At 44.2% G+C, this 13,230-nt stretch carries 10 protein-coding genes; 4 read left to right on the forward strand and 6 right to left on the reverse strand.

Annotated features, from left to right (window positions below; all coding sequences use genetic code 11):
- Positions 1–29 precede the first annotated feature (29 nt).
- Entirely contained in the window at positions 30–1,631 is a 1,602-nt protein-coding gene (locus IOD06_RS05340) for a cell wall metabolism sensor histidine kinase WalK (RefSeq protein ID WP_227669926.1), read from the reverse strand.
- Positions 1,632–1,645: 14 nt separating this feature from the next.
- The gene (locus tag IOD06_RS13785; protein WP_194619741.1) at positions 1,646–2,344 is read right to left on the reverse strand and encodes a response regulator transcription factor; all 699 of its coding nucleotides are present in this window, start codon (positions 2,342–2,344) and stop codon (positions 1,646–1,648) included.
- A 267-nt stretch (positions 2,345–2,611) separates the two neighbouring features.
- On the opposite strand from IOD06_RS13785, the gene IOD06_RS05350 reads away from it, so the two are divergent.
- On the forward strand, positions 2,612–3,148 hold the full coding sequence (locus tag IOD06_RS05350) for a Spy/CpxP family protein refolding chaperone (RefSeq protein ID WP_194619742.1): 537 nt from the start codon (positions 2,612–2,614) through the stop codon (positions 3,146–3,148).
- Between the two features lie 154 nt (positions 3,149–3,302).
- Here the strand turns inward: IOD06_RS05350 and IOD06_RS05355 are convergent, their stop codons facing one another.
- The 3 genes from IOD06_RS05355 to IOD06_RS05365 all read right to left on the reverse strand — a co-directional run bounded on the left by IOD06_RS05355 (position 3,303) and on the right by IOD06_RS05365 (position 7,490).
- Positions 3,303–3,656 carry a hypothetical protein gene (locus IOD06_RS05355; protein WP_194619743.1) on the reverse strand — a complete coding sequence of 118 codons (354 nt, stop codon included), beginning with the start codon at positions 3,654–3,656 and terminating at the stop codon, positions 3,303–3,305.
- 79 nt (positions 3,657–3,735) lie between these two features.
- A complete protein-coding gene (locus tag IOD06_RS05360; protein WP_194619744.1) occupies positions 3,736–5,373 on the reverse strand; it encodes a hypothetical protein in 1,638 nt (545 codons plus the stop codon).
- Between the two features lie 44 nt (positions 5,374–5,417).
- Positions 5,418–7,490, reverse strand: coding sequence for a hypothetical protein (locus IOD06_RS05365; RefSeq protein ID WP_194619746.1), 2,073 nt, complete (start codon positions 7,488–7,490; stop codon positions 5,418–5,420).
- 259 nt (positions 7,491–7,749) lie between these two features.
- Here IOD06_RS05365 and ggt point away from each other — a divergent pair, with 259 nt between their 5' ends.
- The gene (gene ggt, locus IOD06_RS05370; protein ID WP_227669927.1) at positions 7,750–9,696 is read left to right on the forward strand and encodes a gamma-glutamyltransferase; all 1,947 of its coding nucleotides are present in this window, start codon (positions 7,750–7,752) and stop codon (positions 9,694–9,696) included.
- A 10-nt stretch (positions 9,697–9,706) separates the two neighbouring features.
- On the opposite strand, the gene IOD06_RS05375 is transcribed toward ggt, so the two are convergent.
- Positions 9,707–10,522: an AraC family transcriptional regulator gene (locus IOD06_RS05375; protein ID WP_227669928.1), complete on the reverse strand. Its 816-nt coding sequence runs from the start codon at positions 10,520–10,522 to the stop codon at positions 9,707–9,709.
- A gap of 303 nt (positions 10,523–10,825) precedes the next feature.
- Here IOD06_RS05375 and IOD06_RS05380 point away from each other — a divergent pair, with 303 nt between their 5' ends.
- Positions 10,826–11,848 (forward strand): proline racemase family protein, encoded by a 1,023-nt coding sequence (locus tag IOD06_RS05380; RefSeq protein ID WP_194619748.1) that lies wholly within the window; start codon positions 10,826–10,828, stop codon positions 11,846–11,848.
- A 130-nt stretch (positions 11,849–11,978) separates the two neighbouring features.
- Positions 11,979–13,226, forward strand: coding sequence for an FAD-binding oxidoreductase (locus IOD06_RS05385; protein WP_194619750.1), 1,248 nt, complete (start codon positions 11,979–11,981; stop codon positions 13,224–13,226).
- The last annotated feature ends 4 nt before the right edge of the window (positions 13,227–13,230 follow it).

Consider the following 13,230-nt stretch of genomic DNA (forward strand, 5'->3'; position numbering starts at 1 on the left):
CATAAAATGTTTCTTAACCATTTATCTTCTTATCTGCTAGGCAAAATTATCTGCACCACCAGCCCTTGTAAGCCATCTTGGCGATTGTAGACATGAATCTGACCTTTATGCGCCATCACAACCGCATGGACAATTGCCAATCCCAAACCATAGCCACCTGTTTCACGATGACGAGCCGAATCAAGCCGTACAAAGGGCTGAAAAATACGCTCTACATCTTTATCCGCGACGCCGCCGCCCTCGTCCATTATGCTGATTTGAATCGCGGGTTTCTTATCCTCCATCTCCACTTCTTTAATATCAGCAATTACTGTTGAATCGGAGGCAGTATGCATAAAAGCATTACGGATGACATTTTCAAACGCGCTATGTAGCTGCTCTTGGTTGCCAAGCACAGTCCAAGGAGTGGCTAAGTAAGCCGTTGATAAAGAGTCTGTCACGCGTGTATGACTCGGCTGCCATTGCCAGCGCACGTTTTTATGCTGAAACTCAAAGCAAACGTCTTGACCAATTTCACTGATAATATCAGAGAGATCAACCGCTTCGTTTTCTATATTATCGATCGTATATTGCTGCATCTGTAGAGATTGAATATGAATGATTTGCTCAATCAACTCATTCATCCGCGCCGACTCTTTATCGATACGGTCTAGGTAACGACTGGCATTCGGTGCAAAGTCGCGAGTCAGCTCAGTCGCAACGTCAAGACGCGCCAGTGGCGATCGTAGCTCGTGCGAGATATCACTGAGCATCTGCTTGCGTGCCAGCTCACTCTCAGCCAACCGCGTTGAGAGTTTGTCCACATCTTTAGCCAGCAAACCCAATTCATCGTCGCCCATTTTTGATAGATTTGGATGGGCCTGATAGTCGCCGTCAATCATACGATGTACGGTGTTTTGCACACGGCGAATACGCTGGGTCAATGTACGACTCAGCCAAACACAAACCAAGACGCTAAAGATAATAATCAACAGTAAACGTATGGGAAAATTGCCACGTTGCAGCGCCACGACGTCTGAAAATCGTAGATGCGGACGCAACTGTATGATCACAGCCTGCTCATCTGGTAAGACGACTGTCATGTCCGCCAGTTCAGGACGACTATCAGGATCAGCCATCTTCGCGCGATTCGGGGTCATCGGTGACAGGATATGATTTAAAAGTGACGGTTCGTTATTCGATACCCTATCATTGTGATTACCAGACATTTTATTATCAGGTTTTTTATTATCCGCATTAGGCATTGACTGTATTGGTAGCATTGATGAATACCCCATTACCTGTCGATCGCTATTCATAGGTTTTTGCCTACGCCCATCTCTATCACGATAACGTGGAAATATAATGGCACCTTGCTCATCATAGACTCTGATCTGATTCATAAGCCGCCGATCTTGACGGTACATCTCCCTGACAGTGGTTAAATCACCCACTTGTAGCGCCTCAGTCATTTCTTGGCGCTTAATCAATAAACTATCAATTTGCACATCCATACGAGCGGTTAGTGCTTTTTCGACCAGCCAACGCTCCACCATAATGGATAAAACTGAGGTTATCAGAATCGTCACTAATAAGCTTAAAAACAAACGCCAAAACAGGGTCATACGTATCTTAAATCTTGGAGGCTTCATCGATGATTCCGTCATTACAACACCAGCTGATAACCTTTACCACGAACTGCCTTGATAGGCTCTTCGTGAAAAGGTTGGAGTTTTTTGCGGAGTCGCGAGACATGCACATCAAGGCTACGGTCGAAGGGTTGTAATTCACGTTGTAAGACATGCTCTGACAGCCATGCTTTGCTTACCACCTCGCCTTTTTGTTTCAGTAGCGCAACCAACAAATCAAATTCTGTGCCAGTAACTTGTAGCTCTATGCCATCTATCTGACAAAGCCGCTGGTTTTGATCCAAATGCAAACGACTCTCTGGTAACGGCGTATGCTCTGATGCCGCCGCATTGGTGCGCTTGATGACGGCATTGATACGTGCCAGCAGTTCTCTAGGATTGCAAGGTTTGGTAATATAATCATCAGCACCAAGCTCCAGACCAATAATACGATCAATCTCCTCCCCTTTTGCCGTCAGCATAATGACAGGTATATCACTGATATTGGGCAATTGACGCAAGACACTCAATCCATCAATTTTTGGCATCATAATATCTAGCACCAGCAAGTCATAAGCAGCAGTGCCATTAAGCACATTATTGCTCGCGGTTTTGAGTTTTTGTATGACAGCCTCGCCATCGTGAACGCAGTCGCATGTCACCCCATGATTGTGCAAGTATTCTTGTAATAACTGGGTCAATTCTTCGTCATCATCGCCTAGTAGTATGTGTGGCACATCTTTCTCCTTGAGCGTTGGATCGCTTTATTAGCCATATTATCAGTCAATTACTTATCGATTCGCTATAAACGTTACCTTTCTTAATACTTCATAAATGTTCGTAACCTTTAACTGTCGTAATATAGCGTCTATCAGCGACAAATACTGATAACAAGCTGTGATGGATAGTGGCTATCCGGGACACTTACTGTTCATAAGCTGATCAGATAAAAACTGACTTTTTCGCAACCAATAATGTATGCACCATAAATTAAGGTAATGATGATGAAAAAATTATTAATGGGCTCAGTATTAGCAATGTCTAGCATTTTCACCGTAACGGCTTGTACCAGTGTTAATGCAACTACTGATACCACACCAACGACCAGCAAAATGCAGCATAAAGATGGCATGAAAAAAGGTGGTATGAAAAAAGGCGGCATGAGAGGTCCAATGTCGCAGCTAGATCTAACAGCAACGCAACAAGCGCAAATCAAAGCCATCATGCAAGCACAACACGGTGACCGTAAAGCTGACCGCACAAAAAACAAAGCAGAACGGGCGCAGATGCAGCAACAAATGCAAGCATTGACCAATGCTAACACTCTAAATACAGCAGCAGTCAACCGCTTAGCTGATCAACAAGCGGCTAAAACCAAACAGCGCTTTATTGAGCGCGTACAAACTCAACACGCTATTTCTCAGGTATTGACCGCTGAGCAACGCGCCAAACTTGCTACATTGAAGGCTGAAAAAATGGCGAAAGGTCATAAAGGCTCAGAGCACGGTAAAATGCATGGCAAACAGCGCCAAGGCATGTAATTCGTCATTAATAGACTATTTAGCATTCATGCTGAATGTCCTATAAGACTGATTATGAACACATAAAAAAGCGCATCGTATAAACGGTGCGCTTTTTAGTTTTAATGTTGAGGTTTAAATCAATCTTATTACTCACTTTCAACAACTAGCCACATCAATTACATCCAAACTGATTACATGAATAGTTGAAGCTATTTCCATCGCTATCGCTACCGTTATGGTACGTATATGAACCAATTTTTCGAGAAGACTTATTCCAACTACCACCATCAGCACTAGTACCATTAGTATAAGAGGTATCACCAATTCTGTTAGTATTTTGGCTCCAACTGCTTCCTGTACTACTATTATATCCTGATGTATAAGTTGTATTTCCTATTCTATTATTTGTATAAGAATTCCCATTAGCATCAGAGCATGTAGAAAAAGATGAGCTACCAATACATCCTGCTTGGACAGATCCACATGCAACTATAGTAAAAATAAATCCTACTAAAAGCTGTTTCATAACTTTCCTTTTTTAATATCAATATCATTCAATTTTTGAAGTTTTAGAACATAGCAGTTTAAAACATAAAAACATTACTCTAATCAATCGCCCCAAACTTCTCTTTAGCCATCGGCATGACACTAAACATCATCTTTCCTATCGCAGTACCATTGCCATCACGATAATACTGCATCAACTCGCTACCATACTCGCGCACATCAATACTATTACTGGCATTGGGAACTTGCACATTACTTGGTAAGTTCGGAAATGCCATGTCTGTAGCGCTTATAGCGGAGTATTGCTGCAAAACATCTATGACCATATTCTTATTGGAAGCAGTCTCGCTCGGAAGCTCACTACGCAGATGCTGCCATTTGAGCTGACCACGCTTATCAAAGCCATATAACTGCTGCGTCTCTGCTTTCGCTAGCATTGCACTTTCTTTCGTCTCTTCTTTTGCCTCTGCCATTGTTTCCTCTACTGTCTCACTGCCACTACCCATGCCACTCTTTATCATTGCTAGCATTTGCTGCACTAACGCTTTACTGGTAAATTTATCAGCATTTTTGTCGCCTATCTCGTAAGCCGCGCTTTCTTTGACCAGCTCAGGATATCGCTGGCTAATCCGCTCGTAAACGATGCGCATATAATCTTGATAAAACTGCTCATAACTCTCAGCACTTTGTACACGGCGAATGACTTGGTTACTTGCCAGCATTGCTGGTAGCTGATGCGCGGGTAACTTGGGAGAGAGCGAAGCTAGCGTATTAGGGGCGACATAATCAAACTGGCTAACAGGTGCCGCATCAAATGTGGTATCTAACGCTGCAAAATGGCTTTTTATCAACTCACTACCAAAACCTTTGGGTAAGGTGCCATCATTAATGGCTAGCTTTAGCCATTTATTGCGCCATTTTGTACCGAGCTTATCGTCTAACATTTCTGAATTAAACATCGCAAAATTATCTGCCCACAGATAAATATTACCGTTTTTCAAATCTAGATAAATAGGCTGATTAACGCTGCTTTGATGATTGCGCGCGTGATACTGAACGCTCGCCAACATCGTCGCCTTGCCAGCCATTGGTTGATAGACGCCTTGTGCATTGATAGACAAGGGCTTTAGCACATAAGCATCTAGCAGCTTTGCCTTTTTGATATCTTGCGCTGTCGTTCGGTCATCATAATTGTCAAATAACTGTTGGTAAGACGCTGGCACGGTGATCTCACTATCATAGTTGCTGTCTACCCATGCCTCATAGGCATCTGTACACTCAAGGTAGCGGTCTTTCAGCGTCGTTCGCTCAGCGTCATAATCTGCCACCAAAATATCTTTATTTTGCGCTTCTGCTTGAGTAAGTAAGGCGGCATATGCTTGATCGTGTGTGTCTTCGCAGTATTCATCGATATAGCCTGAGGCGACTGGCGCTTTGGCATCTATTTTAGTGTTTATATCACTAAATTTCTGCTCGTTACTAATCTCAAGATTACTATGGTAACTAAAAGACTGGCGGCGCTTTTTTTGTAACGCCGTCGCCAATGCTGTCTTGGCTGCCACTGGCGTTTGCTTGGCAGTCATCGCGTTAGATTGGTTGAGACTGGTAGATTGGCAACCCGTTAACAATAGCGCCCCTGTGACCAATGCACCAACAAATAAATGATTGCCATTAAAAACGGACGCAGTGCTCGCTGACGGAAGATGATTTGCAATGATTTGATGTACTTTTCTCATTTTTTATCCTTAATAAATATTGGCTTGAACATGACAAGATAGCGTTATTGATCGTCTACCCTGTTTTCAGCATCATCTGCGGCATCGTCTTCGATATCATTATCATCTTGACGATCAACACTGTCATATTCTGCTGCCTCATAGCTGCTATCATCATCCGCATAATCGCTACCATAGTCGTCATCATTGTAGTTATCGTAACTACCACTGCGACCACTATAATCATAGCGGGCATAACGTGCCGTTTGCAGCCTGTCTTTTTGTTGGCGTTGCTCTGCCATCCATGCATTGCCATCGATAGCCGCTTTAGCATTTACGCCAAAAGACTCAGCCAATAAAGGCGTTAGTGCATGGTTATTAAAGCTGCTTTTATCATAGCGTATTTGGTTTAGCACGCTGGTCGTAGAACCCATCAAATCGCCACCGATGTTTATCCGCTGCTGCTTGGCAAGCAGACGATCTGAGCTGTCTAAATAATAGTAATTTATCTGATTAAAAGAGATCGGACCAATGGCTTCAATTAGCTGCAAAAGCGAACCCACATCCGCACTTTGGTAGCCTTTATTGTATAGCTGAACTTTCGCCAGCGCGGTTTTTAGCATAGCGCCATCAGGATATTTCTGTGGATTGGCATCAACATAATCCTGTAGCGACTTTGTCATGTATTTTAGGGTTTTGCCAATCATCTCACCGCTTTGCTTACTGCCAAAATAGACTTTTACCGCACGGCTCGCCCCAACTTCTTTGGCAAAGGCATCACTGCGAATATCTACCGCGCTAAAGTGCTCAGGCGCTAGCTCTGCCATGCTGCTCTGTATGGCAGTAATGGCGGCATCATACAGCACTGCTGGCGGCAGCTGCGCGGTAATACTCTCAGGCAACCCAAAACTGACGGTATGTGAGGTCATTTGGTTAGGTAAAGGGGTATTTTCAGGATTAACCAATGCTACGATAGGCATGATTGCTGATGGGTCTACCGTAACTGTACTATGGTTAAAATCGAACGCTAGCGGTATCTGTACGGATGAGGCAATCGTTGGTGTCACATAATCATAGCTATAGACGCTTTGCAGTTGTCGCTGTTTGGGTCTGTACTGACTGACACTATTGAACGTTAAATTTTGATATTGATAAGCATTTGACGCGGCTATCTGTTCCGGCGTGCGATGGAACATACTCAGCATTTGACCAATGACGCCCGTAGATGGCATTGATGATTGGCTACCTTCTACAGCCTCTGATTGTTGTTTTGCCATTTGTATGGCTTCATAGTTTTTTAACAGATTTTTAGACTTTAAGTTCGAGACCCCTGAGAGAATGCCGCCCTCTGCATTGCCATATTCATTATAGCCATCTCTGTCGTAACCCTCTCGATTGTAGCCATATTCGTTGTAATCGTCTGGATCATAGCCATCTTCATCATAATTAATATCCTCTACAACACAGACTTCATAAGCGTCATCGTCATCATTTTTATTGCATTTATTCGACTCTATACTTACCGCTGCTAACTCTGCCATAGCCTCAGTTTGCCTGTCCTCATGATCACTTTCATCATAAGCACTTTCATCATAACTACTTTCATCATAATCGCCATCAGGCTCATAAGCATAGGCTTCTATAATCGTTCTAAGTAAGCTACTAGAGCCTGCATCAATGCTATCTGGATCAATGAAAGGTGCGGCTTGATAATTGGCTTGCGCGACTGCCACATGTTCTGTTGCCAGATGCTGACGAATAGCCGCCAGTAAATGCGATTTGGCTTGATTGTCGGTATTGGGGTGTTTTTCTTGGTTAAATAATTGTTGATAACGCTCAGATTTGGCAGTGCGGCTGGCATTAAATGCGCGGCCTTGGGCTTGGCTCTGCGCGCTATCAGCGGTACTAAAATCCATCATACTTTTTGATGCCGTAGACGATGATACCGCCGGGCTTGATTGACAACCTGCCAACCCAAACGTACTGCCAAGCAGTAATGCGCACCCTGCAATAGAGGTTAATTTGCGCGACTGATATGAATGCTTGTTATGATTGTTATGGTTATGGGCAGATGACTGATGATGAGTCATTCCAGAGTGACGCTGTTGGTCGCGTTTATGAGTGTGGTTGGATGACATAGTAATTTCTTCTTATAAATAGACAGACAATAATGAATAAATTCTAGCACTATTATTTATATCACAATGCGTTACAATTTAGTAAGATTAGAACCTATTTCTTAAAGATTTTCAGCATTTTTGATAGGACTGTTTATCTAGCAAACGTGGCACTAATCATTATGTCAATTAGGACACGCCTTAACATTCAAGCCTCTTCATTTTTACAGTCTTATTTTTACAGACCCAACGTCATCATTTGCTCAAAAAGGAATTTATAATGCAACATCCAATATCAAAAGATGAAATTAACGCTTCTCAAAGTAACTTTAAAAACAGAGCAAAAATCAAAACCGCTATTCTATTAATCAGCAGTACGTTTTTAGTATCGCTATCTGCTCATGCGGCTGAACCAACCACCAATCAATCAACTACCATCAACCCAACATCGATTAATACCAGCGCCATCAATCTCGCTATTATGGCTGATAATCCTACTGTGTTGTCTGAAACCAAACGTGTTACACGAGCCAAAACCAACACGCTTACCTCCACGATTAACAACGCCAATGCCGATCAAGCCATCTATTCTGAAGATGCGATTCATCATCCGGTTTGGGCAAAGAACGGTATGGTCGCCACCCAAGAAGCGCTCGCCTCTGATATTGGACTCAAGATTTTAAAAGACGGCGGTAATGCGGTTGATGCTGGGGTCGCGGTTGGCTTTGCCTTAGCAGTGACTTTGCCGCGTGCTGGGAATATCGGTGGCGGTGGTTTTATGATGATTTATGACGCCAAGCAAGGCAAAACAGTGGCTCTCGATTACCGTGAAAAAGCGCCGAGTAGCGCCTCGCGTGATATGTATCTTGATGAAGATGGTAATGCAGTCAGCGACTTGTCTCGCTATCATGGTTTAGCCATCGGTGTGCCAGGGACGGTCGCAGGATTGCTTAAAGCGTTAGAAGATCACGGCACCATGAGTCGCGGGCAAGTGATGGCACCTGCGATTGCACTGGCTGAGGACGGTATAGAAGTCACGGCTGGCTTGTCCGAGTCGCTCACCGCCTTGAGCGATCGTTTACAAAAATGGCCAAGCACCAAAAAGATATTCTTTAAACATGACGGCAGCGCCTATCAACCCGGTGAGCGTTTAAAACAGCCGGAGCTGGCAAAGTCCCTTAAGCTGATTGCGGCAAAAGGCGCAGATGGATTTTATAAAGGGGAAACCGCGAGTAAGTTGGTCAAAGCGGTCAATGAGGCTGGCGGTAGCATGAGCTTAAGCGATTTAGCTAATTATGAAGCCATCGCTCGCGAGCCAGTCAAAGGCGACTATCGTGGTTATGAGATTGTCTCGATGCCGCCACCGTCTTCTGGTGGTATCCATATCGTGCAAATCTTAAATATCTTAGAAGGCTACCCACTAAAAGACTACGGTCAAAACAGCGCGCAAACCATTCACCTAATGGCTGAAGCCATGCAGTTGGCTTATGCGGATCGCGCAGAGTATTTAGGTGATTCTGACTTTATCGATGTGCCTGCCAGCGGCTTAACCTCAGAGGCTTATGCGGATAAACTGCGCACCTTAATCAATCCAGACAAAGCCACACCAGCGTCTACCATCAAAGCCAACAACCCTCTGCCCTACGAGAGTGATCAAACCACACATTTCTCTATCGTTGATAAAGACGGCAATGCAATCGCCAATACTTATACGCTGAACTTCTCTTACGGCACAGGTCTCGTCGCTGAAGGTACAGGGATTTTACTCAACAATGAGATGGATGATTTCTCTGCCAAGCCCGGTGTGCCGAATGGTTATGGCTTATTAGGCGGTGAAGCAAATGCCGTTGAAGCCAATAAGCGCCCGCTATCTTCGATGAGCCCAACGCTAGTCTTTAAAGACAATAAACCTTATATCGTCACGGGTAGCCCCGGTGGTAGTCGCATCATCACCACTGTCACTCAGATTATCTCAAACGTCATCGATCATGATATGAATATCGCTGAGGCCACACATGCACCGCGTATTCATGATCAATGGCTGCCTGATGAAATTCGAGTGGAAAAGGCACTGAATGTTGATACAGTTAAAAAGCTTGAATCAATGGGTCATACGGTCAGTCCAAAAGCAGCCATGGGTTCGACTCAGTCGATTATGTTGACTCCAAATGGTGTTTACGGTTCTTCTGATCCACGTATCGTCGATGCGGCAGTGGTTGGGTATTGATTTGATTTTTTTATGATAAATGCGTTTGGCGAAATTGGCTGGGCGACAAACCCGTGAATTGTTTGAACTGACGGCTAAAAGCACTGTGATCGCTGTAGCCGCAGTTCAACGATATCTGAGTCACTGACACCTCATGACTAGCCAATAACTTCACCGCATACTCCAAGCGCAGCTTTTGCACAAACTGTAATGGCGACATATTCAGTACGGCCTTAAAGGTGCGCTCTAGCTGCGATACGCTTAAATTAGCCAAGTCAGCCAATTGGGCGATATTTATTTTTTGATCAAGATGCGCTCGTACAAACTGAGCGACTTCAGCCAAGCGCGCGTGTTTACGTAAAACGCGCTCATTATCTTCATCAATATCGACCGATATCCCAACCATGGCGACCACTTGTTGGCTCTTATTATAGATAGGCAGTTTGTTGGTAATACACCATCCTAACTGACCAGACGCATAACTATGCAGCTCTAAGTTATCAACGATAGACTTCCCCTCTCGCAATACCTTCATATCTTGCAAAATATAATCCCTACTCTGTCGATGAGAAAACACCTCTTCTGTGGTAAACCCTACGATATCTTCGTGCTGACTCAACTGACAGCGTTTTAACAAGGTTTTGTTTGCCAGCTGATAACGTGCCTGCTCATCTTTCACAAAAAATACCACATTGGTCAAAGTATTCAGCAGCGGCAGTAATAATGAGACATTACCGATAAAAGCCTCACGGCTATCAGGACGATAAACAGTCATACTCTGCTGCAATGACGTGGTAAGCATAGCAAGCGCGGTATCTTCTATTACATCTGTTATTACCTCAGTCATCGCATCTCATCCCTGTCATATCAATTTTACATTCAGCCAAACATCCATAACTCGCAGGCTATGTCGCGTATATCTATTATTACCAATTTTTAGGCAAAGACTTCTCTAGTGTACACCGAGCCACTATGCAGAAATACGCATTTATCCATGAAAAAACAGCAAGACGCTCTCTCTAAAAAAGTCCACTCTATATATAGACCTCAGCAAATAATAACCAACTATTGGCTGTTAAATTAAAACCATTAGGTCTCATGCATAAAAAGCGGAATATAACTTTTTCACGGATGAATTAGGGCGTCGGTCATGTCTTCTATACTATTTAATTTTAAAATTATTGACTCGCATACGGGCGGTGAGCCCACTCGTATGGTCTATGACGGCTTTCCTGAACTCGTCGGCGACACTCTTCAAGATAAGCTGCAATACTTCAAACAAAACTTCGATCATCTGCGCCAAAGTATCATCTTAGAGCCACGCGGCAATGATGTTCTTGTCGGTGCATTACTCTTCCCTGCTACCAACCCCAAAGCCACAGCGAGCGTTATTTTCTTTAATAATGCTGGTTATTTAGGCATGTGCGGGCACGGTACGATTGGCGTTATTGTCTCATTGGCTTATCAACGAAAGATATCGGCAGGCGTGCACTGGCTAGAGACTCCCGTGGGTCTGGTTAAAGCAACCTTACATGATGATGGCAGCTGTAGTGTACAAAACGTCCCTTCTTACCCTTATAAAAAGCAAGTTGACGTTCACGTTCCTGAATTAGGGCGTATTAGTGGCGACATCGCTTGGGGTGGCAACTGGTTCTTTTTAGTGAGTGAGCATGGACAAGACATTCAAGCGAGTAATGTCGAAAAATTGACTCAAGTAACCATGCAAATTAAGCAAGCATTAATCGCTGCTAATATCACCGGCGAAAACGGCGGCGAGATTGACCACATCGAGTTATTTGCCGATAGCGATGATGACCAAGTCGATAGTAAAAACTTCGTTTTGTGTCCAGGTTCAGCTTACGATCGCTCCCCTTGTGGTACCGGTACTAGTGCCAAGCTTGCCTGCCTAGCAGCTGATAACCGTCTAGCACCTGAACAACTTTGGCAGCAGCAAGGCATAGTCGGCAGCGTATTCACTGGCAGTTATCAGCATGCAACTGAGCTTAATACTGAGTTGAATACCGATCTTAGTACTAAGCTCAATAATGCAGCTGGTACGGCTTATCCTGCACAGACCATTATCCCAACGATTCGTGGTCATGCTTATGTTTGTGCTGAGACCACACTCATTGTGCAAGAAAATGATCCTTTTAAATGGGGCATCCCGTCTTAATGAGGTCGTAGCATTGTTTATGAAATGACCTGATTTATTGAGTGGCTTAACTTATTAAGTGACATATGTATTGATAAACGCGTGAACACTCTTAAAACCGCTTAATCGACGAACGTAAGCGAGAAAAATTATGACTACCTCAAACGTCGACTTGCATATCATTGGTGGCGGCATTATCGGTCTAGCGGCTGCGGTGACATTGCAAGCGCGAGGCGTAAAGGTCGTATTGCTGGACGCCAATGAAGTGGGTCAAGGCGCATCATTAGGTAACGCCGGTCATATCGCTACCGAGCAAGTATTCCCCATTGCTGATGCGAGCATGCTCCGTCATGTACCCGCCATGTTATTGAATCCGACTGGACCGCTACGCATAGACTGGCGCTATCTGCCGCGTTTGATGCCTTGGGCAATGCAGTTGCTAATGAATATGCGCCCTGAGCCATTTGAGCGGATTCATCAAGCGTTGTTAAGCTTAAATAAAAATAGCCTGCAAGCCTGGCAAGGTTTTGCCAATCAATGGCAATTGGAAGAATGGGTGCAAGTAAAAGGTTCATTATTGACGGTCGAAAAGACAAGTAGCGTCGATTTTCTCATAACACATGGCAGTCGACTTAACGATATTGGTGTGGCTAATGAGCTATTGACCAAAGAAGCGCTATTAGAGCGTGAACCTGCTTTACAAGATAACCAGTTAGCGGCGTTATTTTTCCCAAATACAGGACATATCACCAATTTAAAAGCCGTTATCAATCAGCTTCACGATACCTTTAGACAATTGGGCGGTCATGTCATTGAACATTGTAGCGTCCTTGCAGCGACCAATGATGCAGATGGTATTCATTTGACCACCAGTCAAGGTGACATGACAGCGTCCAAAGTGATGCTATCAGCAGGCGCTCACTCTAAAGCCTTGGCCAAGCAATTAACGGGCGTCAACATCCCTTTAGATACCGAACGTGGTTATCACTTAATGCTACCTCATGAAAGCGCGCGCTTACAGATTCCCGTATCGAGTTTGGATCGACGCTTTGTCATGACCCCGATGCAAGATGGCCTACGTTTGGCGGGTACGGTGGAGTACGCAGGACTGGACGCGCCTGCCAATATGCAGCGTGCACATATGCTATTAAAACATGCGCAGCCTATGTTAAAAGCACCGTTAGATGCTAGCGATAGCGTGTCATGGATGGGTTTTCGTCCATCGACCGCAGACTCCTTGCCAGTCATCGACAAAATCGAGCGTGTATTTTTAAGCTTTGGTCATCAGCATTTAGGGTTAACGCAAGCTGTCGTTAGTGCGCAAATGATTGCCAACTACTATTTTGATGAAGACCACACTATCGATCCAAAACCGTATCAACTTGCCCGCTTTAAATAAGCAT

This window comes from Psychrobacter sp. N25K4-3-2 (assembly GCF_015351755.1).
Classification (GTDB): domain Bacteria; phylum Pseudomonadota; class Gammaproteobacteria; order Pseudomonadales; family Moraxellaceae; genus Psychrobacter; species Psychrobacter glaciei.

Excerpts from the sequence above, each read along its gene's own strand:
- IOD06_RS05380 (WP_194619748.1), top strand. The coding sequence starts at position 10,826 with ATGTCTTCTATACTATTTAATTTTAAAATTATTGACTCGCATACGGGC.
- IOD06_RS05365 (WP_194619746.1), bottom strand. The coding sequence starts at position 7,490 with ATGTCATCCAACCACACTCATAAACGCGACCAACAGCGTCACTCTGGA.
- IOD06_RS05355 (WP_194619743.1), bottom strand. The coding sequence starts at position 3,656 with ATGAAACAGCTTTTAGTAGGATTTATTTTTACTATAGTTGCATGTGGA.
- IOD06_RS05350 (WP_194619742.1), top strand. The coding sequence starts at position 2,612 with ATGAAAAAATTATTAATGGGCTCAGTATTAGCAATGTCTAGCATTTTC.
- IOD06_RS05375 (WP_227669928.1), bottom strand. The coding sequence starts at position 10,522 with ATGACTGAGGTAATAACAGATGTAATAGAAGATACCGCGCTTGCTATG.
- ggt (WP_227669927.1), top strand. The coding sequence starts at position 7,750 with ATGCAACATCCAATATCAAAAGATGAAATTAACGCTTCTCAAAGTAAC.
- IOD06_RS05340 (WP_227669926.1), bottom strand. The coding sequence starts at position 1,631 with ATGAAGCCTCCAAGATTTAAGATACGTATGACCCTGTTTTGGCGTTTG.
- IOD06_RS05385 (WP_194619750.1), top strand. The coding sequence starts at position 11,979 with ATGACTACCTCAAACGTCGACTTGCATATCATTGGTGGCGGCATTATC.
- IOD06_RS05360 (WP_194619744.1), bottom strand. The coding sequence starts at position 5,373 with ATGAGAAAAGTACATCAAATCATTGCAAATCATCTTCCGTCAGCGAGC.